Source organism: Stenotrophomonas sp. YJH_SMC_105-26, from assembly GCF_059368915.1.
The window spans coordinates 413,018-434,152 of sequence record NZ_JCAFSD010000001.1 but is presented as its reverse complement, the minus strand read 5'-3'; the positions used below and the strand labels follow the sequence as shown (position 1 = coordinate 434,152).

Sequence of the window (21,135 nt, the reverse complement as noted above, 5' to 3'; positions counted from 1 at the left end):
GTCGCGCATTGTATCGGTTTGTTTCCGTGTATCGAGTGGCGTCCCCCGGGCGATCTGTCACAATGTTCAGGCGGGCCATGAATGCGTTGGCCCCCTCAGACCCAACGACAAGCCAGGAACCGCTGTGAGCCAGATCCCCACCCTCGACATCACCCGTTTCGACAGCGACCGCGAGGCCTTCGTGGCCGAGCTGGGCGCGGCCTACCGCCAATGGGGATTCGCGGGCATCCGTAACCACGGCATCCCGCAGGCCGACATCGACGCGGCCTACGATGCCTTCAAGGCTTTCTTCGCCCTGCCGGAAGAGGTCAAGCGCAAGTACCACGTGGCCGGCAGCGGCGGCGCCCGTGGCTACACCCCGTTCGGCGTGGAAACCGCCAAGGGCTCCAAGCATTTCGACCTGAAGGAGTTCTGGCACATCGGCCGCGAGATCGCCGACGATTCCAAGTACCGGGACGTGATGGCGCCGAACCTGTGGCCGGCCGAGGTCGAAGGTTTCCGTGAGCGCGGTTACGGCCTGTATCAGGCGCTGGACAACCTGGGGTCGCGCGTGTTGTCCGCGTTGGCCCTGCACATTGGCCTGCCGGAAGACTTCTTCGCCGACAAGACCAACTTCGGCAACTCGATCCTGCGCCCGATCCACTACCCGCCGATCACCACTGACGACATCCCGAACGTGCGTGCCGGTGCCCATGGCGACATCAACTTCATCACCCTGCTGGTCGGCGCCAGTGCCGCAGGCCTGGAAGTGCAGTCGCATGACGGCGAGTGGGTGCCATTTACGTCAGATGCGGACACGATCGTGGTCAACATCGGCGACATGCTGCAGCGCCTGACCAACCACGTGTATCCGTCGACCATCCACCGCGTGGTCAACCCCCCGGGTGACCTGGCGCGCCAGCCGCGCTACTCGGTGCCGTTCTTCCTGCACCCGAACCCGGACTTCCTGATCGACGTGCTGCCCTCGTGCATCACTCCGGAGAACCCGAGCCGGTATCCGGAGGCGATCACCGCCCACGGCTTCCTCGAGGAACGCCTGCGCGAGATCAAGCTGAAGTAAAGAAAAGTGAGGCCGCCGAAAGGCGGCCTTTTTCTTTGCAGGGTTGCACCCTGCACCCGCGGTAGTGCCGGCCGCTGGCCGGCAAGTCCAAAGCCAAAGCGGCTCTGGGGTGTTCCGTGGGGAGGCGGGGAGGTGTCGGATGGCGGGGACGCCGTAAACCCATCCCTGGGGGCTTGGCCGCGGCATCCATGCCGCGGACACCCCGCCATCCGACACCTCCCCGCCTTCGGCAGTTTCCCGGTGACGGTTGGTGGGTGTCGACCTTGCTCGACGCGGTAGATTCACGCCATGCGTGGATGAGATCTCTCGGATCGAAGTGGGGTAGGGGGTTGGTCCAGCCAGCATCAACCCGGAATGCAGCTTTTGTCTTTGCTCTTGCTCTTCTTTTTTCTTCCCGTGGCGGGCGGAACCGCCGGACTGTGTCAGAGGCCGGGCGGGTGGGGCTGCGCAGGGGCGTGAGCCGCATGGGCCCGAGGCATGCCTCGGGCGGGTTGGGCAGGACGCCCAATCCCGGTCTTGCCGTGTGCGCAGGACAGCGCACACGAGCAAGCGGCGATCGAGCTTACATGGACGTACTTGCAGCGCCCCCTGCGCAGTCCCACCCGCCCGGCCAAGCCCCAGATCTAGCCGGGCTCTCCGCGACCAACCAAACCCCGACCCCCCCCCTCCGCCACGAGGGGCTGCGCCGTTGGCTGAAAATCCATGTAACCGCTTACAATGAAACGGATTTTGCCGCAACGGGTATCATGACCGGCTGACTTCACACAGGAGCCACCCGCTCATGCGCCGCAAGATCGTCGCCGGAAACTGGAAGCTGCATGGCAGCCGTCAATTCGCCAATGAACTGCTGGGGCAGGTGGCCGCCGGGCTTCCGCTGGAGGGTGTGGACGTGGTGATCCTGCCGCCGCTGCCGTACCTGGGCGAGCTGGTCGAGGACTTCGGCGAGACCAGCCTGGCCTTCGGCGCGCAGGACGTGAGCAGCAACGAGAAGGGCGCCTATACCGGCGAGGTCTGCGCGGCCATGCTGGTCGAGGTCGGGGCCCGCTATGGCCTGGTCGGCCATTCCGAGCGCCGCCAGTATCACCATGAAAGCAGCGAGCTGGTCGCGCGCAAGTTCGCCGCCGCCCAGCATGCCGGCCTGGTGCCGGTGCTGTGCGTGGGCGAGACCCTGGAGCAGCGCGAGGCCGGACAGACCGAAGCGGTCATCGCCAGCCAGCTGGCGCCGGTGCTGGAACTGGTCGGCGCGGCCGGCTTTGCCAAGGCCGTGGTCGCCTACGAGCCGGTCTGGGCCATCGGTACCGGCCGTACTGCTACAAAGGAGCAGGCACAGCAGGTGCACGCGTTCATCCGTGGCGAAGTTGCGCGCTTCGATGCTAGAATTGCTGATTCACTGCCCATTGTTTACGGCGGTAGCGTGAAGCCCGACAATGCCGGGGAACTGTTCGCGCAGCCGGATGTCGATGGTGGGCTGGTCGGCGGCGCCTCCCTGGTGGCCGCGGACTTCCTGGCCATCGCACGGGCGGCGGCCGCGAACTAATCCTAGAAGTATTGTCCGAGGGCGGTTTCCAATGCTGATGTTGATCCTCAATGTCGTCTACGTGCTGGTCGCTGTGGCCATGATCGCGCTGATCCTGATGCAGCGTGGCTCGGGTGCGGCGGCGGGTTCGGGCTTTGGCGCCGGCGCCTCGGGTACGGTGTTCGGTGCGCGTGGCGCCTCGAACTTCCTGTCCAAGTCGACCAAGTGGCTGGCCGTCGTGTTCTTCGGCATCAGTCTCTTCATGGCCTGGTATGCCGGTCACGGCACCCGTCCGGCGGCCGACCAGGACCTGGGCCTGATGTCCGCCCCGGCGGCCAGCGCGCCGGCGGCTCCGGCGGGCGAACTGCCGCCCGTTCCGAAGGCCGATCCGGTCCCGGCCGCCCCGGTTCCGGCGGCGAATGTGCCGGCTCAGGCGGAATCTTCGGTTTCTGGTGAAGAAAAGCCTTCGGAAGGCTCCCAGAAACACTGAAGCCGGTTACAATACGCGGCGCATCGGGAAGATAGTCTGATGTGATCGTTTGCCCAGGTGGCGGAATTGGTAGACGCACTACCTTGAGGTGGTAGCGACGCAAGTCGTAGGGGTTCGAGTCCCCTCTTGGGCACCATTTGTAAGTAAAGCGGGTTCGTCTGGCGCGCAAGGCGCCAGGCAGGTTCCCGTCCACTCCCCCATGCCAAAGCGCCTGCAGGCGCGGCGGCAGAGGCAAGAGAGAATCGCTGTGCTGGCCGAATATTTGCCTTCTCTGCTGTTTCTGATCGTTGCCACCGGTATCGGCATTACGCTGATGCTGGTTGGTCGATTCCTCGGTCCCCGCCGCCCCGATCTGGAAAAGCTGTCGCCGTACGAGTGCGGCTTCGAGGCCTTCGAAGACGCGCGCATGAAGTTCGACGTGCGCTACTACCTGATCGCGATCCAGTTCATCGTCTTCGACCTGGAAATCATCTTCATCGTGCCGTGGACCCAGGTCTTCATGGAGCTGGGCGCCCGTTCGCTCATCACCATGGGCCTGTTCGTCGGCATGCTGTTCCTCGGTTTCATTTACGTCTGGAAGAAGGGAGCGCTGGAATGGGAGTGATTCAGACTCTCGATGGCCTCATGAACAACCCGTCGCCGGAAGGCCGGGTTGATGACATCCTGCGGCCGGAAGGCGACAACCCGCTGCTGGAAAAGGGCTTCGTCACCACCAGCGTCGACGCACTGCTGAACTGGGCGCGCACCGGCTCGATGTGGCCGATGACCTTCGGCCTGGCCTGCTGCGCGGTCGAGATGATGCACGCCGGCGCCGCGCGCCTGGACCTTGACCGTTACGGCGTGGTGTTCCGCCCGTCGCCGCGTCAGTCCGACGTGATGATCGTGGCCGGTACCCTGGTCAACAAGATGGCCCCGGCGCTGCGCAAGGTCTACGACCAGATGCCGGACCCGAAGTGGGTCATCTCGATGGGTAGCTGCGCCAACGGCGGTGGCTATTACCACTACTCCTATTCTGTCGTGCGCGGCTGTGATCGCGTGGTGCCGGTGGACGTCTACGTCCCGGGCTGCCCGCCGACCGCCGAGGCGCTGGTGTACGGGATCCTGCAGCTGCAGAAGAAGATCTGGCGTACACAGACCATCGCCCGCTGACCCCTTCACCTGACAAGAGCGCGCCAAGCCCCCATGGCAGAGCAAGCATCCTTCATCGACCGACTCTCCGCACGTTTCGCTGGTGCGAAGGTCATCGTGGTCGAACCCCGCGGCGAAGTGACGCTGGAAGTGCCTGCCGCCGAGTGGCACGCCACCGCCCTGGCGCTGCGTGACGAGTTTGGTTTCGAGCAGGCCGTGGATCTGTGCGGCGTCGACTACCTCGGTTATGGCTCCGACGAATGGGACACCGCCGACGTGTCCTCGCAGGGCTTCAGCCGTGGCGTCGAAGGCAAGGCCCAGGGCCGCTTCGCGTGGGGCGAGTTCCCCACCGAGGAAAACGGTGCCGACGGTGCCCGCCCGCAGCACATGCCGACCCAGCGTTTCGCCGTGGTCGCCCAGCTGCGCTCGTACCAGCACAACCTGATGATGCACCTGCGCTGCTTCGCCCCTGACGAAGCGCTGCCGGTGGTGTCCTCGCTGACCAGCGTGTGGCCGGGCCTGAACTGGTTCGAGCGCGAAGCGTTCGACCTGTACGGCGTGATCTTCGAAGGCCACCCGGACCTGCGCCGGATCCTGACCGACTACGGTTTCGTCGGCCATCCGTTCCGCAAGGACTTCCCGCTGATCGGCAATGTCGAAGTCCGCTACGACGAAGAAAAGAAGCGCGTGATCTACGAACCGGTCACCTCGGTGGAGCCGCGTGTCGGCGTGCCGCGCGTGATCCGTGACGACGCCCGTCTGCAGACCGCAGCCGGTGAGCGCGCGCAGGAGGCAGTGAAGTGAGCCACGTACACCAGGCCGGCGAAGCGTTCGCCAGCAACGCCGCCGAAAGCCGGCAGGAAATCCGCAACTACACCATGAACTTCGGCCCGCAGCATCCGGCCGCTCACGGTGTGCTGCGCCTGATCCTGGAAATGGACGGCGAAACCATCATGCGTGCCGACCCGCACGTGGGTCTGCTGCACCGTGGCACCGAGAAGCTGGCCGAGTCCAAGCCGTTCAACCAGTCGATCGGCTACATGGATCGCCTCGACTACGTGTCGATGATGTGCAACGAGCACGCCTACGTGCGCGCGATCGAGACCCTGATGGGCATCGAGGCGCCGGAGCGTGCGCAGTACATCCGCACCATGTACGACGAGATCACCCGCATCCTCAACCACCTGATGTGGCTGGGCTCCAACGCGCTCGACCTGGGTGCGATGGCCGTGATGCTGTATGCCTTCCGTGAGCGCGAAGAGCTGATGGACTGCTATGAAGCGGTCTCCGGCGCGCGCATGCACGCGGCGTACTACCGCCCGGGCGGTGTCTACCGCGACCTGCCGGACCACATGCCGAAGTACAAGGAATCGCGCTGGCACAAGGGCAAGGCGCTGAAGCAGCTCAATGCTTCACGCGAAGGCTCGCTGCTGGACTTCCTGGAGAACTTCACCGTCGAGTTCCCCAAGCGCGTCGACGAATACGAAACCCTGCTGACCGACAACCGCATCTGGAAGCAGCGTACCGTCGGCATCGGCGTGGTCACTCCGGAACTGGCGCACCAGTGGGGCATGACCGGCGTGATGCTGCGTGGCTCGGGCGTGGCCTGGGACCTGCGCAAGAAGCGCCCGTACGCCAAGTACGATGCTGTCGATTTCGACATCCCGCTGGGCAAGGAAGGCGACTGCTACGACCGCTACCTGGTCCGCGTCGCCGAAATGCGCGAATCCAACCGCATCATCAAGCAGTGCGTGGCGTGGCTGAAGGCCAACCCCGGCCCGGTCATGGTCAAGAACTTCAAGGTCGCTCCGCCCAAGCGCGAGGACATGAAGGACGACATGGAAGCGCTGATCCACCACTTCAAGCTGTTCAGCGAAGGCTATTGCGTACCGGCGGGTGAAACCTATGCGGCCGTGGAAGCGCCCAAGGGCGAATTCGGCTGCTACCTGGTCTCCGATGGCGCCAACAAGCCCTTCCGCGTGCACCTGCGCGCACCGGGCTTCGCCCACCTGTCCTCGATCGATTCGATCGTGCGCGGCCACATGCTGGCCGACGTGGTGGCGATGATCGGTACCTATGACCTGGTGTTCGGCGAGGTTGACCGGTAATGCCGTCCGCCACGCCAACGCCCGCTGCAGGCAGCCGGCGCAAGCCGGCGCCGCAGTTTCTGGAATTTCACGTTATGCATTTCGCTGAGGTCGGCCGATGAAGGCGACAGGTAATTTCGAGGCGGCGCGCGACGTCGACCCGATGGTGGTGCTGAGCGACAAGACCCGCGCTCACATCGATCACTGGCTGTCCAAGTTCCCGCCGGACCGCAAGCGCTCTGCCGTGCTGCAGGGCCTGCATGCGGCCCAGGAGCAGAACCAGGGCTGGCTGACCGACGAGCTGATCGCCGCCGTCGCCAAGTACCTCGACCTGCCGCCGGTGTGGGCCTACGAGGTCGCCAGCTTCTACTCGATGTTCGAGACCGAGAAGGTGGGCCGCAACAACGTGGCCATCTGCACCAACATCAGCTGCTGGCTCAATGGCGCCGAGGACATCGTCCGCCATTGCGAGAAGAAGCTGGGCATCAAGCACGGTGAATCGACCCCGGATGGCCGCGTCTACCTCAAGCGCGAGGAAGAGTGCCTGGCCGGTTGTGGCGGCGCGCCGATGATGGTCATCAACGGTCACTACCATGAGCGTCTGACCCTGGAAAAGGTCGACGAGCTGCTGGACGGGCTGGAGTAAGGGCATGGCACATCACCACGAATCCAAGGGTCCGGTCGGCCCCGCGCCGCTGCCGCACCAGGTGGTCTACACCACCCTGCATTACGACACCCCGTGGTCGTACGAAAGCTACCTGAAGACCGGTGGCTACGCCGCCCTGCGCAAGATCCTCGAAGAGAAGATCCCGCCGGAGCAGGTCATCGAGATGGTCAAGGCCTCGGGCCTGCGCGGCCGCGGTGGCGCAGGCTTCCCGACCGGCCTGAAGTGGTCCTTCATGCCCAAGGGCAACATGCAGAAGTACATCCTCTGCAACTCGGACGAATCCGAGCCGGGCACCTGCAAGGACCGCGACATCCTGCGTTACAACCCGCATTCGGTGGTGGAAGGCATGGCGATTGCCTGCTACGCCACCGGTTCGACCGTGGGTTACAACTACCTGCGCGGTGAGTTCCACCACGAGCCGTTCGAGCACTTCGAGCAGGCCCTGGCCGACGCCTATGCGAACGGCTGGCTGGGCAAGAACATCCTCGGCAGCGGCGTGGACATCGACATCTACGGTGCGCTGGGCGCCGGCGCCTACATCTGCGGCGAAGAAACCGCGCTGATGGAATCGCTGGAAGGCAAGAAGGGCCAGCCGCGCTACAAGCCGCCGTTCCCGGCCAATTTCGGCCTGTATGGCAAGCCGTCGACGATCAACAACACCGAAACCTACGGTTCGGTGCCGGCGATCATCCGCAACGGTCCGGAGTGGTTCAAGGGCCTGAGCCTGACCGCCAACGGCGGTCCGAAGTGCTTCTCGGTGTCCGGCTGCGTGCAGAACGGCGGCAACTTCGAAGTGCCGCTCGGCACCAAATTCCACGACCTGCTGGAAATGGCCGGTGGCCTGCGTCCGGGCCGCACGCTGAAGGGCGCGATCCCGGGCGGCGTGTCGATGCCGGTGCTGACCGCGGCCGAGCTGGAGGACCTGCCGATGGACTACGACACCATCCGTGCACTGGGCTCCGGCCTGGGTTCGGGCGCGATCGTGGTGCTCGACGACAGCGTCTGCTGCGTCAAGTTCGCCTGCCGCATCAGCCAGTTCTTCCACAAGGAATCCTGCGGCCAGTGCACCCCGTGCCGTGAAGGTACCGGCTGGATGCACCGCGTGCTGGAGCGCATCGTCGCCGGCAAGGCCACGATGGAAGACCTGCACCAGCTGAAGGCGGTGGCGGGGCAGATCGAAGGCCACACCATCTGTGCGTTCGGTGAAGCGGCTGCATGGCCCATCCAGGGCTTCCTGCGCCAGTTCTGGGACGAATTCGAGTACTACATCGTCAACGGTCATTCGATGGTTGACGGCAAGAAGGTGGAGGCAGCCGCCGCATGAGCGCGCAACCCGTAAACCCGAACGTGCCACCGGATCACGTGACCATCGAGATCGATGGCAAGTCGCTGGTCGTGCCCAAGGGTTCGATGATCATCCAGGCGGCCGACAAGGCCGGTATTCCGATTCCGCGCTTCTGCTACCACGAGAAGCTGCCGATCGCCGCCAACTGCCGCATGTGCCTGGTGGACGTGGAGAAGTCGCCGAAGCCGGCGCCGGCCTGCGCCACCCCGGTGATGGACGGCATGAAGGTCGCCACCCGCAGCGAGAAGGCACTGAAGTTCCAGCGCTCGGTGATGGAGTTCCTGCTCATCAACCACCCGCTGGACTGCCCGATCTGCGATCAGGGCGGCGAGTGCGAGCTGCAGGACGTATCGTTGGGCTATGGCCGTTCGGTCAGCCGCTTCAACGAGCGCAAGCGCGTGGTGCCGGACGAGGACATGGGCCCGCTGGTCGCTACCGAGATGACCCGCTGCATCCAGTGCACCCGCTGCGTCCGCTTCACCGCCGACGTTGCCGGTACCTACGAACTGGGTGGCATGTACCGCGGTGAGAACCTGCAGATCGGTACCTTTGACGGCAAGCCGCTGACCACCGAGCTGTCCGGCAACGTCGTCGACGTCTGCCCGGTCGGCGCGCTGACCAACAAGGTGTTCCAGTTCCGCGCCCGTCCGTGGGAACTGACCGCGCGCGAATCGCTGGGCTACCACGACGCGATGGGTTCGAACCTGTTCCTGCACGTGCGTCGCGGTGAAGTGCTGCGCACCGTGCCGCGCGACAACGAAGCCGTGAACGAGTGCTGGCTGTCCGACCGTGACCGCTACTCGCACCAGGGCCTGTACAGCGAAGACCGTGCGGTCAAGCCGCTGCGCAAGGTCAATGGCGAGTGGAAGGAAGTGAGCTGGGCCGAAGGCTTGGCCGCGGCCGCCGAGATCCTCAAGGCGAACCAGGGCGACAACCTGGGCGTGCTGGTGCACCCGTCCACCTCCAACGAGGAAGGCGCGTTGCTAGCCCGCCTGGCCAAGGGCCTGGGCACGGGCAACATCGACCACCGCATCAACAACCGCGATTTCTCCGACGCCGCAACCGCCGAAGTGTTCGGCCTGCCGCTGGCCGAAATCGAAGGTGCTGACCGCATCGTCGTTCTGGGCGGCAACATCCGCCACGAACTGCCGCTGCTGCACGCCCGCCTGCGCAAGGCGCAGACCACCAAGGGCGCGAAGATCCATGTCGTCAACCCGGTGGACTTCGACTTCGCCTTCAGCATCGCCGGCAAGCAGATCGTCGCACCGTCGAAGTTCGTCGACGCGCTGGCCAACGCCGAGCTGCGTTCGGCAGTGCAGGGCGGCAACAACACCGTGCTGATCGTCGGTGGCATCGCCGAAAACCACCCGCAGGCTGCCGCGATCCGCGCTGCTGCGCGTGAGTTCGCCTCCGCCACCGGTGCCAAGCTGTGCCGCATCCCGCAGGGCGCCAACGCCGTTGGCCTGACCCGCGCCGGTGTGCTGCCGGCTGGCAAGGACGTCGCCGCGATGCTGGCGCAGCCGCGCCAGGCCTATGTGGTGTACGGCCTGGAGCCGGGCCTGGACTTCGCCGATGCCCCTGCCGCGCGCAAGGCGCTGGCCGGTGCCCAGGTGGTGGCTTTCAGCCAGTTCGCCTGTGCCTCGACCCGCGACGTCGCCGACGTGATCCTGCCGATCGGTGCGCTGCCGGAAATCGACGCCACCCTGACCAACCTTGATGGTCGCGAGCAGTCGGCCCGTGCCGGCGGCAAGCTGCCGGGCGAGGCCCGTGAAGGCTGGCGCGTGCTGCGCGCCCTGGGCGGCGAGCTGGCCGTGGCCGGTTTCGACTTCACCGACCTGGCCGGCCTGCGCGCCAGCCTGGCCCCGGTACCGGTCACCGTTGCCGCTTCGGCGCAGCCGGTGGTTGCCGGCGAAGGCCTGGAAGTGGCTTCGACCGCCGCGATCTACCGCACCGATGCGGTGGTCCGTCGCGCCCCGGCGCTGCAGTCGCATCCGCTCAACAACGCCCCGCGCATCGTGCTGAACGCTGAAGATGCCGCTCGCCTGCAGCTGCAGGAAGGGCAGATGGCCAAGGTCGGCACCGATGCCGGCAAGGCCACCCTGCCGGTGGTGGTCGACGCCCGCGTCGCTGCGGGTTCGGTCTGGATTGAATCGGGCCACGGCGCGACCGCGCCGCTGGGTGCCGCTCGCGTATCGGTGGTGGCTGCATGAACGAATTGCTGTTGAACGCGGTCGACCCGCTGCACCAGTGGCTGCTGGGCCTCGGTGACATCGGCGCGCTGATCTGGATCATCCTGAAGATCCTGGTGATCGCCGTTCCGGTGATCATCTCGGTGGCCTTCTACGTGGTCTGGGAACGCAAGCTGATCGGCTGGATGCACGTCCGCCACGGCCCGATGTACGTGGGCATGGGCATCTTCCAGGCCTTCGCCGACGTCTTCAAGCTGCTGTTCAAGGAAGTGGTTCAGCCGAGCAGCGCCAACAAGGCGATCTACCTGCTGGCCCCGCTGATCACCCTGGCCCCGGCCTTCGCGGCCTGGTCGGTGGTGCCCTTCGATTCGCAGATCGTGCTGTCCAACGCCAACGCCGGCCTGCTGTACCTGCTGGCGATGACCTCGCTGGGCATCTACGGCATCATCCTGGCCGGTTGGGCGTCCAACTCGAAGTATGCGTTCCTGGGGGCGATGCGCGCCTCGGCGCAGATGATCAGCTACGAAATCGCCATGGGCTTCGCCCTGGTCGGCGTGATGATCGCCTCGGGCAGCCTGAACCTGAGCAACATCGTGATGGCGCAGGCCGGCAGTTCCGGCTTCTTCGACTGGTTCCTGCTGCCGCTGTTCCCGCTGTTCGTCATCTACTGGGTCTCGGGCGTGGCTGAAACCAACCGCGCGCCGTTCGACGTGGTGGAAGGCGAATCGGAAATCGTCGCCGGCCACATGGTCGAATACTCCGGCGGTGCCTTCGCCCTGTTCTTCCTGGCCGAATACGCGAACATGATCCTGATCAGCTTCCTGATCTCGATCTTCTTCCTCGGCGGCTGGCTGAGCCCGGTCCAGGGCTGGGTCAACTTCGGCGATGTCTCGCCGCTGGTCGACTGGATCTGGAAGGGGGGCGCGCCGTGGCTGTTCGTCAAGGTGTTCTTCTTCGCCAGTGCCTACATCTGGTTCCGTGCCAGCTTCCCGCGCTTCCGCTACGACCAGATCATGCGCCTGGGCTGGAAGGTCTTCATCCCGCTGGCCATTCTGTGGATCGCGGTTACCGCCGTCATGGTGTTCTTCGGCGTGATTCAAAAGGGCGTCTAAAGTGATGAACAGGATTACCCATTACTTCAAGAGCCTGCTGCTGCTCGAACTGCTGGCGGGCCTCTGGCTGACGCTGAAGTACAGCTTCAAGCCGAAGTACACGATGATGTACCCGATGGAGAAGTTCCCGCAGTCGCCGCGCTTCCGTGGCCTGCATGCGCTGCGCCGTTATCCCAACGGCGAAGAGCGCTGCATCGCCTGCAAGCTGTGCGAAGCGGTGTGCCCGGCGCTGGCCATCACCATCGACTCGGCCAAGCGCGAGGACGGCACCCGCCGCACCACGCGTTATGACATCGACCTGTTCAAGTGCATCTTCTGTGGCTTCTGTGAGGAAAGCTGCCCGGTGGACTCGATCGTCGAAACCCACATCCTCGAGTACCACTTCGAGAATCGTGGCGAAAACATCGTTACCAAGCCGCAGCTGCTGGCCCTGGGCGACCGTCTCGAAAACGAGATCGCCGAGCGTCGCGCCGCCGATGCCGCTTACCGCTGAGGTCGAGAGATGGATTGGGTAAATATCGCTTTCTGGGTGTTCGCCATCGCGGCAACGGTTTCGGCCGGTGCGGTGATCAGCGTGCGCAACCCGGTTCACGCCGTGCTCTGCCTGGTGCTGACCTTCTTCTCCATCGCCTGCGTGTGGCTGCTGGTGGGCGCCGAGTTCCTCGGTGTGGCGCTGGTGCTGGTCTACGTCGGTGCGGTGATGGTGCTGTTCCTGTTCGTGGTGATGATGCTGGACATCGACCCCACCAAGCTGCGTGAGGGCTGGGTGCGCTACCTGCCGGTCGGCCTGATTGTCGCGGTCGCGATGCTGGCGCAGATGCTGATCCTGATCGGGGTCAAGGCGCGTTCGGTCACGCCGTTCCCGGCCGACAACGCCGCTGCGGTCGCCGCCGACAGCTCCAACATCACCTGGCTGGCACGCACGCTGTTCACCGAGTACCTGCTGCCGTTCGAGTTCGCCGCCGTCATCCTGACCGTGGCCGTGGTTGCCGCCGTGATGCTGACCCTGCGTCGCCGTACCGGCGTGAAGAGCCAGAACCCGGGCCAGCAGACCATGGTCAAGGCCGGCCAGCGCCTGCGCATGGTCAAGATGGGTGCCGAAGCACCGGTCGTGCACAGCAACAGCAAGCCGGTCGCCGGCGAGGAGACCCAGCCGTGATCACCCTTGGCCATATCCTCGCGCTGGGCGCGGTGCTGTTCGCCATCAGCCTGGCCGGTATCTTCCTCAACCGGAAGAACGTCATCGTCCTGCTGATGTCGATCGAGCTGATGCTGCTGTCGGTGAACATCAACTTCGTCGGCTTCTCGCGTCAGCTGGGCGATCCGTCCGGCCAGCTGTTCGTGTTCTTCATCCTGACCGTCGCCGCCGCGGAAGCCGCCATCGGCCTGGCGATCCTGGTGACTCTGTTCCGTACACGCCGCACGATCAATGTCGGCGAAGTCGATTCGTTGAAGGGCTGATCCACAGATGGAAATCACTCTCTCCAAGAGTCTGTTGATCGCAGTGGTGCTCGCACCGCTGTTCGGCAGCATCATCGCCGGCCTGTTCGGTCGCCAGGTCAAGCGCTTCGGCGCGCAGACCATCACCATCCTCGGCGTCGCGGTGGCCTGCGGCCTGTCGATGTATACGCTCTACCAGCTGCTGTGGGGTGGGGCGCAGCCGTTCAACCAGAACATCTACACGTTCTTCGAAGTCGGCCAGTACTCGGCCCACGTCGGCTTCATGGTCGACAAGCTGACCGCGATGATGATGGTGGTGGTGACCTTTGTGTCGCTGCTGGTCCACATCTACACGATCGGCTACATGCAGGACGATCCGGGCTACCAGCGGTTCTTCAGCTACATCTCGCTGTTCACCTTCTCGATGCTCACCCTGGTGATGAGCAACAACTTCCTGCAGCTGTTCTTCGGCTGGGAAGCGGTGGGCCTGGTGTCGTACCTGCTGATCGGCTTCTGGTTCAAGCGCCCGACCGCGATCTTCGCCAACATGAAGGCGTTCCTGGTCAACCGCGTCGGTGACTTCGGCTTCCTGCTGGGCATCGCCGGCGTGCTGTGGGTGTTCGGCACCCTGGACTACTCGCAGGTGTTCTCGCAGGCCGGCATGCTGGCCGACCCGCGCGCCCAGCTGCAGATCTGGGACGGCACGCTGCTGGGCATGCAGCTGCTGAACGAGCCGGTGATCTGGTCGATCGCCACCGTCATCTGCATCTGCCTGTTCATCGGTGCCATGGGCAAGTCGGCCCAGGTCCCGCTGCACGTGTGGCTGCCGGACTCGATGGAAGGCCCGACCCCGATCTCGGCACTGATCCACGCCGCGACGATGGTGACCGCCGGTATCTTCATGGTCACCCGCATGTCGCCGCTGTTCGAGCTGTCGCAGACCGCGCTGAACTTCGTGCTGTTCATCGGTGCCACCACCGCGTTCTTCACTGGCCTGATCGGCATCGTGCAGAACGACATCAAGCGCGTGGTCGCGTACTCGACCCTGTCGCAGCTGGGCTACATGACGGTTGCACTGGGCGTGTCGGCCTATTCGGCTGCCGTGTTCCACCTGATGACCCACGCCTTCTTCAAGGCCCTGCTGTTCCTGGGCGCCGGCTCGGTCATCATCGCGATGCACCACGAGCAGGACATGCGCAAGATGGGCGGCCTGCGCAAGTACATGCCGATCACCTTCATCACCATGTGGATCGGTACCCTGGCGCTGGTCGGCACGCCGTTCTTCTCCGGCTTCTACTCGAAGGACACCATCATCGAGGCGGCCGAGCTGCACGCGCACCTGTCCAACAGCTGGGTGGCCACCTATGGCTACTGGGCGGTGCTGGGTGGCGTGATCGTCACCAGCTTCTACAGCTTCCGCCTGCTGTTCCTGACCTTCCACGGCAAGGAGCGTTTCCGCGACGCGCATGACGATCACGGCCATGGCCATGACGATCACCACGCCGCCGACGCCCACCACGGCGATGCACACCATGGTGATGGCCACGACGACCACGGCCATGGCCACGGTCCGCACGAGCCGCACGAAACCCCGTGGGTGGTGACCCTGCCGCTGATCCTGCTGGCCATCCCGTCGATCGCCATCGGTTTCTTCAGCATCGGCCCGATGCTGTACGGCACCGACTGGGCCGGCAACCACGCGCACGATGCCATCAAGGGCCAGGCGCACACGTTCTTCACCGGCATCGTCGACTTCTACGATCCGGCCAAGAACACCATCGGCTTCCTGGGTGAGGAGTTCCATGGCCCGGTCGCCTTCGCGCTGCATGGCATGATGGCTCCGGCGTTCATGCTGACCGTTGCGGGCTTCCTGCTGGCCGCACTGTTCTACCTGTGGAAGCCGGACCTGTCGGGCAAGGCCCGCAAGACCTTTGCTCCGCTGGTGTCGGTGCTTGAAAACAAGTACGGCTTCGACAAGCTGTGGATCGATGGCTTTGCCGGTGGCAGCGTCAAGCTGGGCAAGGTCTCGCGCTGGATCGACAGCAACATCGTCGACGGCGTGGTCAATCTCTCGGCACGTGTTGTGGACGTCGCAGCCGGCGTGCTGCGTCGTACCCAATCCGGTTTCCTCTATCACTACGCCTTCGCGATGATCATCGGCCTGATTGCCCTGCTGGGCGTGCTGATGCATTACCTGCGTTGATGACCTGTACGGAATAAGAAGACGTGTCGAACTGGCCTCTACTCAGTGTCCTCATCTGGCTGCCGATCATCGGTGGTGCCCTGATCCTTGCGATCCGTGATGCGCAGACCGCCCGCTGGGCGTCGCTGGGCGTAGCGGTGCTGACCTTCGTGGCGAGCCTCTCGCTGCTGAGCGGCTACAACGCAGGCGTCGATGGTCTGCAGTTCGTCGAGACCCATGCCTGGATCCCGGCGTACAAGATCGGCTACAACCTGGGCGTGGACGGCATTGCCGTGGCGCTGATCCTGCTGACCACCCTGGTCAGCGTGCTTGCCCTGATCGGCGCCTGGAGCGCCATCGACAAGCGCGTGAACCAGTACGTGGCGGCCTTCCTGATCCTGGAAGGTGTCACCGTCGGCATCTTCGCCGCGACGGACGCGATGCTGTTCTACGTGTTCTTCGAAGCGATGCTGATCCCGATGTTCCTGATCATCGGTGTCTGGGGCGGTCCGCGCCGCATCTACGCCGCGCTGAAGTTCTTCCTGTACACCTTCCTCGGCTCGGTGCTGATGCTGGTGGCGCTGATCTACCTGTACATGAAGGGCGGCAGCTTCCAGCTGGCCGACCTGTACGCGCTGCCGCTGTCGGCCAAGGAGCAGACCTGGATCTTCTTCGCCTTCCTGATCGCCTTCGCGGTCAAGGTGCCGATGTTCCCGGTCCACACCTGGCTGCCGGACGCCCACGTGGAAGCGCCGACCGCCGGTTCGGTGATCCTGGCCGCGATCGCCCTGAAGATCGGTGGCTACGGCTTCCTGCGCTTCAACCTGCCGATCGTCCCGGACGCGTCGCAGGAATGGGCCTGGCTGGTGATCGCGCTGTCGCTGATCGCGGTGATCTACGTCGGCCTGGTCGCCCTGGTGCAGGACGACATGAAGAAGCTGATCGCCTATTCGTCGATCGCGCACATGGGCTTTGTCACCCTGGGCACCTTCATCGCCCTGTGGCTGGTGCGCGAAGCCGGCAACGCCGATGCCGCTCGCCTGGGCCTGCAGGGCGCCATGGTGCAGATGATCTCGCACGGCTTCGTGTCCGGCGCGATGTTCTCCTGCGTCGGCGTGCTGTACGACCGCATGCACAGCCGCCGCATCGCCGATTACGGCGGCGTGGTCAACGTGATGCCGTGGTTCGCCACCTTCGCGATGCTGTTCTTCATGGCCAACGCGGGCCTGCCGGGTACCAGCGGTTTCGTTGGCGAGTTCATGGTCATCCTCTCGGCCTTCCAGCGTAATCCGTGGATCGCCCTGGGCGCGGCCACCACCCTGATCATCGGCGCCGCCTACACCCTGTGGCTGTACAAGCGCATCTTCTTCGGTGAAGTGGCCAACAGCCATGTTGCCGAACTGAAGGACATCAACGGCCGCGAATGGCTGGTGCTGGGCGTGTTCGCCATCGGCGTGCTGGCCCTGGGCATCTACCCCAAGCCGCTGACCGACCTGATGGAGCCCTCGATCGCGAAGCTGGCGATGCAGATCGCATCCAGCAAGCTGCTGTAATTCCAGGATTTGATGATGACCACCTCGCCGCTGCTGCCATTGACCGCCGCTGACCTGCCACCGCTCGCTCCCGAGCTGGTGCTGATCGGCAGCGCCTTCGCCCTGATGATCCTCGACCTGTTCGTCAGCAACCGGAACAAGATCGTCACCCACCTGTTCTCGCTCGCTGCGCTGGCCGTGGTGCTGTTCATGCTGGCCACCGGCGTGGGCGGGCAGGGGGAGGTCTTCCATGGCATGTTCGTGCGCGATACCGCCGCGGACGTGATGAAGACCGGAATCGTGCTGCTCAGCGGCCTGACCCTGGTCTACGGCTGGCGCTACCTGCGTGATCGCGACCTGTTCCAGGGCGAGATCCCGGTGCTGATCCTGTTCGGCACCGCCGGCATGATGATCCTGGTCTCGGCCGGCAGCCTGCTGATGGTCTACCTGGGCCTGGAACTGCTGGCGCTGTGCTCCTACGCCCTGGTCGCCAGCAACCGCGAAAGCGGCCTGGCGTCGGAAGCGGCGATGAAGTACATCGTGCTGGGTTCGCTGGCCTCGGGCCTGCTGCTCTACGGCATGTCGCTGATCTACGGCGCCACCGGCAGCCTGCACCTGGATGTGATCCGCGAGGCCATCCCGCACTCGGAAGAGCGCGTGCTGCTGATCACCGGTGCGGTGTTCATGATCGCCGGCGTCGCCTTCAAGCTGGGTGCCGCGCCGTTCCACATGTGGCTGCCGGACGTGTACCAGGGTGCCCCGGCACCGATCGCACTGTTCATCAGCTCGGCGCCGAAGCTGGCCGCGTTCGGCATGGCCTACCGCCTGCTGGAAATGGGCGTGGGTCCGCTGTCGACCGAACTGCAGCTGCTGATCGCCGGCCTGGCCGCGGTATCGCTGGTCATCGGCAACCTGATGGCCATCGCGCAGAGCAACCTCAAGCGCATGCTGGCGTTCTCCACCGTCTCGCACATCGGCTTCCTGCTGATGGGCATCGCCGGTGGCGGTTCGCAGGGCTACGCCGCCGCGCTGTTCTACGCACTGGCCTACGCGATCATGTCCACCGCCGCCTTCGGCGCGATCATCGCGCTGTCGCGTGCCGGCTTTGAAGCCGAGAACATCGAGGACTTCAAGGGCCTGAACGCCCGCAACCCGTGGATGGCCGGCCTGGTGCTGTGCATCATGGCGTCGCTGGCCGGCATCCCGCCGTTCCTGGGCTTCTGGACCAAGCTGGCGGTGCTGGGCGCGGCCGTCAACGGCGGCCTGCTGTGGCTGGCCATCCTCGGCGTGCTGTGCGCCGTGGTCGGCTGCTTCTACTACCTGCGCGTCATCAAGGTCATGTACTTCGATGAGCCGGTGGGCGAGGCCATGCCGCGCAGCAACGACCGCGTGCTGGGCGTGGTGCTGGGCGTGAATGCCCTGGCGCTGCTCGCGCTGGGCCTGGCCTGGAACCCGATCATGGTCTGGTGCCAGCAGGCATTTGCGCATCTTGCATGAAAGTTGACACAAAGCTGCGCGATTCGTGTAATATGCGCAGCCTGAGTTGTCACAGCAGCGGTTCAGCCAGAACATCGTTGCGGTAGCCCTCCTCGAAAGAGCAGGGCAGCAGTTCAAACACTTCCGGTGCGGGGTGGAGCAGTCTGGCAGCTCGTCGGGCTCATAACCCGAAGGTCGCAGGTTCAAATCCTGCCCCCGCTACCAACGTCGGATCGGCGCCAACCGGTTCGATGAATGAGGGAAAGCTTGCATTTGTCGCAGCAATGCCTCATGATTCCGCTTCTGATGCGGGGTGGAGCAGTCTGGCAGCTCGTCGGGCTCATAACCCGAAGGTCGCAGGTTCAAATCCTGCCCCCGCTACCAAGTAAAGAGATCGCCTTCGAAGTCCTGCTTCGAGGGCGTTTTTCTTTGGGGTCTGCGTTGTTTCTGCGTGATCGGGGTCAGATCCCTTATCCACGGGAAAAGGGATCTGACCCGGGTCCGCACCTTGCACCAGCGCGGTGCAGTCGCTATCATCAGCGGCCTAGCAGTGCCCCTGAAGGCGGCCTCCCAGCGGGAGTCCGGACCCGGAAGGAGGGCCGCAACCGGCAGGCAATGCAGGTTGCAACCGGAATCCAGTCACCGGAGTCTTTCCGGAAAAGGGGCCCAACGGGCCCTTTGTCGTTTCCGGGGCGTCACGTTTCCACGCCGGCCAAGGCCGGCACCCAACCATAGAGATCAAGGCAGGCTGTGAGCGACAAGGCAACCGACATCGCGAATCTGCTCGCCCCGACCGTTGTGTCGCTGGGCCTGGAGCTGCTGGGCGTTGAGTATCTGCCGGCCCCCGGCGGTGCGACCCTGCGCCTTTACATCGACGTGCCGCTGGCTGAACAGCCCGAGCGCATCATCAATGTCGACGACTGCGAGCGGGTCAGCCGCGAAGTGTCGGCGCAGCTGGACGTCGAGGACCCGATCAGCGGCAATTACACGCTGGAAGTGTCCTCGCCGGGCGTCGACCGCCCGCTGTTCAGCCTGGAACAGTTCGGCCGTCACCTCGGCGAATCGGCCAAGGTCACGCTGAAGCTGCCGCAGGACAACCGTCGTCGCCTGCAGGGTCGTATCGAGGCGACCGACGAGGCGGCGGGGACCATCACTTTCATCGTCGACAAGGCCGAAGTGGTCGTGTCGGCCGACAACATCGACAAGGCACGGATCATGCCCGACTGGGTGGCGCTGGGGCTGGCCCCGAGCAAGCCGACCGGTCCGGCGCCGAAGCGTCCGAAGCCGAACACGAATTCTTCTTCCAACGAGCCGGCGGCAAAGAAGCCGCGCGCGGAGTGAGCCAATGAGCAAGGAACTGTTGCTGGTAGTCGACGCAGTCGCCAACGAGAAGGGCGTGCCGCGTGAAGTGATCTTCGATGCCATCGAGGCCGCCCTGGCCTCGGCAGCGAAGAAGCGCTATCCCGACGAGGAAGTGCTGACCCGCGTGGTCATCGACCACAAGGACGGCAGCTACGAAACCTTCCGCCGCTGGGAAGTGGTGGCCGATGACGTGGTCATGGAATCGCCGGACCGCCAGATCCGCCTGATGGATGCCGTCGATGAAGCCGAAGGCGTCGAGGTCGGCGACTACATCGAAGAGCAGATCGAGAACCCGGATTTCGGTCGCATCGCTGCCCAGGCCGCCAAGCAGGTCATCGTCCAGCGCGTGCGCGAAGCCGAGCGCCAGCAGGTCGTGGATGCGTGGAAGGATCGCGTGGGTGAGCTGATCACCGGCGTGGTCAAGCGCGCCGAGCGCGGCAACATCTATGTCGACCTCGGTGGCAACGCCGAAGGCTTCATCCCGAAGGACAAGGGCATCCCGCGCGACGTGCTGCGCGCCGGTGACCGCGTGCGCGGCTACCTGGCCGAAGTGCGCTCGGAGCCGCGTGGCCCGCAGCTGTTCATCAGCCGTGCCGCCCCGGAATTCATGATCGAGCTGTTCAAGCTGGAAGTGCCGGAAGTCGGCCAGGGCCTGGTGGAAATCAAGGCCTGTGCACGTGACCCGGGCGACCGCGCCAAGATCGCCGTGCTGGCCCACGACCAGCGCACCGATCCGATCGGCGCCTGCATCGGCATGCGCGGTTCGCGCGTGCAGGCCGTGTCCAACGAGCTCAATGGCGAGCGCGTGGACATCGTGCTGTGGAACGACAACCCGGCCAACTTCGTCATCAACGCGATGGCGCCGGCCGAAGTGCAGTCGATCATCGTCGATGAAGACAAGCACTCGATGGACCTGGCCGTTGCCGAAGACCGCCTGGCCCAGGCGATCGGCAAGGGCGGCCAGAACGTGCGCCTGGCCAGCCGCCTGACCGGCTGGCAGCTCAACGTGATGACCCAGGACCAGGTCACCGCCAAGTCGGAAGCCGAGCAGGCTGCGGCCCGCCAGCTGTTCATGGACAAGCTGGAAGTGGACGAGGAAATCGCCGGCATCCTGGTCAGCGAAGGCTTCGGCACCGTCGAGGAAATCGCATATGTCCCGGTCGGCGAACTGCTGGCCGTGGAAGGTTTCGACGAGGACATCGTCGAAGAGCTGCGCGCTCGTGCCCGCGATGCGCTGCTCAATGAGGCCCTGGCAGTCGAGGAAGGCCTTGAAGACGGCCAGCCGGCGCAGGACCTGCTGTCCCTGAAGGGCATGGACGAAGCCACCGCGTACGCGCTGGCCGGCCACGGCGTGCGTACCAGCGAGGATCTGTCCGACCTGGCCGCCGACGAGGTCATGGACTTCGGCATCGAAGGACTGGATCAGGCGCGCGCCGCTGCGCTGATCCTGGCCGCCCGTGCCGAGGAGATCGCCCGACTGGAACGCGGCGAATGAGCCGGCAATGAACAGGGCCCTGAGCCGCTCAGGGCGTAGAATCCGCGCCACCTC

Annotated in this window: 19 protein-coding genes and 3 tRNA genes; all 22 read left to right on the top strand. The window is 64.7% G+C overall.

Features of this window, described 5'->3' with window-relative positions; all coding sequences use genetic code 11:
- Positions 1-124 precede the first annotated feature (124 nt).
- The 22 genes from AC5P7F_RS02195 to nusA all read left to right on the top strand — a co-directional run bounded on the left by AC5P7F_RS02195 (position 125) and on the right by nusA (position 21,081).
- Positions 125-1,060 (top strand): isopenicillin N synthase family dioxygenase, encoded by a 936-nt coding sequence (locus tag AC5P7F_RS02195; protein WP_032956201.1) that lies wholly within the window; start codon positions 125-127, stop codon positions 1,058-1,060.
- A gap of 781 nt (positions 1,061-1,841) precedes the next feature.
- Positions 1,842-2,597: a triose-phosphate isomerase gene (tpiA, locus tag AC5P7F_RS02190; RefSeq protein ID WP_014647872.1), complete on the top strand. Its 756-nt coding sequence runs from the start codon at positions 1,842-1,844 to the stop codon at positions 2,595-2,597.
- 31 nt (positions 2,598-2,628) lie between these two features.
- Positions 2,629-3,066 (top strand): preprotein translocase subunit SecG, encoded by a 438-nt coding sequence (gene secG, locus AC5P7F_RS02185; RefSeq protein WP_164077540.1) that lies wholly within the window; start codon positions 2,629-2,631, stop codon positions 3,064-3,066.
- A 51-nt stretch (positions 3,067-3,117) separates the two neighbouring features.
- Positions 3,118-3,202: transfer RNA gene (locus AC5P7F_RS02180), tRNA-Leu, on the top strand.
- A 111-nt stretch (positions 3,203-3,313) separates the two neighbouring features.
- Positions 3,314-3,670 carry an NADH-quinone oxidoreductase subunit A gene (locus AC5P7F_RS02175; RefSeq protein WP_008265012.1) on the top strand — a complete coding sequence of 119 codons (357 nt, stop codon included), beginning with the start codon at positions 3,314-3,316 and terminating at the stop codon, positions 3,668-3,670.
- A complete protein-coding gene (locus AC5P7F_RS02170; RefSeq protein WP_005417936.1) occupies positions 3,661-4,215 on the top strand; it encodes a NuoB/complex I 20 kDa subunit family protein in 555 nt (184 codons plus the stop codon). The genes AC5P7F_RS02175 and AC5P7F_RS02170 overlap by 10 nt, the downstream gene beginning before the upstream one ends.
- 33 nt (positions 4,216-4,248) lie before the next feature.
- Positions 4,249-4,998: an NADH-quinone oxidoreductase subunit C gene (locus tag AC5P7F_RS02165; protein ID WP_014647869.1), complete on the top strand. Its 750-nt coding sequence runs from the start codon at positions 4,249-4,251 to the stop codon at positions 4,996-4,998.
- Positions 4,995-6,302 carry an NADH-quinone oxidoreductase subunit D gene (locus tag AC5P7F_RS02160; protein WP_014647868.1) on the top strand — a complete coding sequence of 436 codons (1,308 nt, stop codon included), beginning with the start codon at positions 4,995-4,997 and terminating at the stop codon, positions 6,300-6,302. Before AC5P7F_RS02165 ends, AC5P7F_RS02160 begins: the two co-directional genes overlap by 4 nt.
- A 97-nt stretch (positions 6,303-6,399) precedes the next feature.
- Positions 6,400-6,927, top strand: a complete 528-nt coding sequence (gene nuoE, locus AC5P7F_RS02155) for an NADH-quinone oxidoreductase subunit NuoE (protein WP_014647867.1) — start codon at positions 6,400-6,402, stop codon at positions 6,925-6,927.
- Between the two features lie 4 nt (positions 6,928-6,931).
- Complete coding sequence (gene nuoF, locus AC5P7F_RS02150) at positions 6,932-8,272, top strand: NADH-quinone oxidoreductase subunit NuoF (protein ID WP_014647866.1); 1,341 nt, start codon at positions 6,932-6,934, stop codon at positions 8,270-8,272.
- Positions 8,269-10,503 carry an NADH-quinone oxidoreductase subunit NuoG gene (gene nuoG / locus AC5P7F_RS02145; RefSeq protein ID WP_164077541.1) on the top strand — a complete coding sequence of 745 codons (2,235 nt, stop codon included), beginning with the start codon at positions 8,269-8,271 and terminating at the stop codon, positions 10,501-10,503. Before nuoF ends, nuoG begins: the two co-directional genes overlap by 4 nt.
- Positions 10,500-11,594, top strand: a complete 1,095-nt coding sequence (nuoH, locus tag AC5P7F_RS02140; protein WP_014037948.1) for an NADH-quinone oxidoreductase subunit NuoH — start codon at positions 10,500-10,502, stop codon at positions 11,592-11,594. The genes nuoG and nuoH overlap by 4 nt, the downstream gene beginning before the upstream one ends.
- Positions 11,595-11,598: 4 nt before the next feature.
- Positions 11,599-12,087, top strand: a complete 489-nt coding sequence (gene nuoI, locus AC5P7F_RS02135; protein WP_005410456.1) for an NADH-quinone oxidoreductase subunit NuoI — start codon at positions 11,599-11,601, stop codon at positions 12,085-12,087.
- A gap of 9 nt (positions 12,088-12,096) precedes the next feature.
- Positions 12,097-12,753, top strand: a complete 657-nt coding sequence (locus AC5P7F_RS02130) for an NADH-quinone oxidoreductase subunit J (RefSeq protein ID WP_014647864.1) — start codon at positions 12,097-12,099, stop codon at positions 12,751-12,753.
- Positions 12,750-13,055 carry an NADH-quinone oxidoreductase subunit NuoK gene (nuoK, locus tag AC5P7F_RS02125; protein ID WP_005417921.1) on the top strand — a complete coding sequence of 102 codons (306 nt, stop codon included), beginning with the start codon at positions 12,750-12,752 and terminating at the stop codon, positions 13,053-13,055. The genes AC5P7F_RS02130 and nuoK overlap by 4 nt, the downstream gene beginning before the upstream one ends.
- Before the next feature lie 7 nt (positions 13,056-13,062).
- A complete protein-coding gene (gene nuoL, locus AC5P7F_RS02120) occupies positions 13,063-15,237 on the top strand; it encodes an NADH-quinone oxidoreductase subunit L (protein ID WP_046431809.1) in 2,175 nt (724 codons plus the stop codon).
- Positions 15,238-15,260: 23 nt separating this feature from the next.
- Positions 15,261-16,769 carry an NADH-quinone oxidoreductase subunit M gene (locus AC5P7F_RS02115; RefSeq protein WP_019660580.1) on the top strand — a complete coding sequence of 503 codons (1,509 nt, stop codon included), beginning with the start codon at positions 15,261-15,263 and terminating at the stop codon, positions 16,767-16,769.
- A 15-nt stretch (positions 16,770-16,784) separates the two neighbouring features.
- The gene (nuoN, locus tag AC5P7F_RS02110; protein ID WP_032957446.1) at positions 16,785-18,245 is read left to right on the top strand and encodes an NADH-quinone oxidoreductase subunit NuoN; all 1,461 of its coding nucleotides are present in this window, start codon (positions 16,785-16,787) and stop codon (positions 18,243-18,245) included.
- A 127-nt stretch (positions 18,246-18,372) separates the two neighbouring features.
- Positions 18,373-18,449 (top strand) — tRNA-Met (locus tag AC5P7F_RS02105).
- Positions 18,450-18,531: 82 nt separating this feature from the next.
- Positions 18,532-18,608 (top strand) — tRNA-Met (locus AC5P7F_RS02100).
- A gap of 366 nt (positions 18,609-18,974) precedes the next feature.
- A complete protein-coding gene (gene rimP / locus AC5P7F_RS02095; RefSeq protein ID WP_014647860.1) occupies positions 18,975-19,565 on the top strand; it encodes a ribosome maturation factor RimP in 591 nt (196 codons plus the stop codon).
- Positions 19,566-19,569: 4 nt separating this feature from the next.
- Positions 19,570-21,081 carry a transcription termination factor NusA gene (gene nusA / locus AC5P7F_RS02090; protein ID WP_014647859.1) on the top strand — a complete coding sequence of 504 codons (1,512 nt, stop codon included), beginning with the start codon at positions 19,570-19,572 and terminating at the stop codon, positions 21,079-21,081.
- Positions 21,082-21,135 lie beyond the last annotated feature (54 nt).

Excerpts from the sequence above, each read along its gene's own strand:
- tpiA (WP_014647872.1), top strand. The coding sequence starts at position 1,842 with ATGCGCCGCAAGATCGTCGCCGGAAACTGGAAGCTGCATGGCAGCCGT.
- secG (WP_164077540.1), top strand. The coding sequence starts at position 2,629 with ATGCTGATGTTGATCCTCAATGTCGTCTACGTGCTGGTCGCTGTGGCC.
- AC5P7F_RS02170 (WP_005417936.1), top strand. The coding sequence starts at position 3,661 with ATGGGAGTGATTCAGACTCTCGATGGCCTCATGAACAACCCGTCGCCG.
- AC5P7F_RS02165 (WP_014647869.1), top strand. The coding sequence starts at position 4,249 with ATGGCAGAGCAAGCATCCTTCATCGACCGACTCTCCGCACGTTTCGCT.
- nuoE (WP_014647867.1), top strand. The coding sequence starts at position 6,400 with ATGAAGGCGACAGGTAATTTCGAGGCGGCGCGCGACGTCGACCCGATG.
- nuoF (WP_014647866.1), top strand. The coding sequence starts at position 6,932 with ATGGCACATCACCACGAATCCAAGGGTCCGGTCGGCCCCGCGCCGCTG.
- nuoG (WP_164077541.1), top strand. The coding sequence starts at position 8,269 with ATGAGCGCGCAACCCGTAAACCCGAACGTGCCACCGGATCACGTGACC.
- nuoH (WP_014037948.1), top strand. The coding sequence starts at position 10,500 with ATGAACGAATTGCTGTTGAACGCGGTCGACCCGCTGCACCAGTGGCTG.
- nuoI (WP_005410456.1), top strand. The coding sequence starts at position 11,599 with ATGAACAGGATTACCCATTACTTCAAGAGCCTGCTGCTGCTCGAACTG.
- AC5P7F_RS02130 (WP_014647864.1), top strand. The coding sequence starts at position 12,097 with ATGGATTGGGTAAATATCGCTTTCTGGGTGTTCGCCATCGCGGCAACG.
- nuoL (WP_046431809.1), top strand. The coding sequence starts at position 13,063 with ATGGAAATCACTCTCTCCAAGAGTCTGTTGATCGCAGTGGTGCTCGCA.
- nuoN (WP_032957446.1), top strand. The coding sequence starts at position 16,785 with ATGACCACCTCGCCGCTGCTGCCATTGACCGCCGCTGACCTGCCACCG.
- nusA (WP_014647859.1), top strand. The coding sequence starts at position 19,570 with ATGAGCAAGGAACTGTTGCTGGTAGTCGACGCAGTCGCCAACGAGAAG.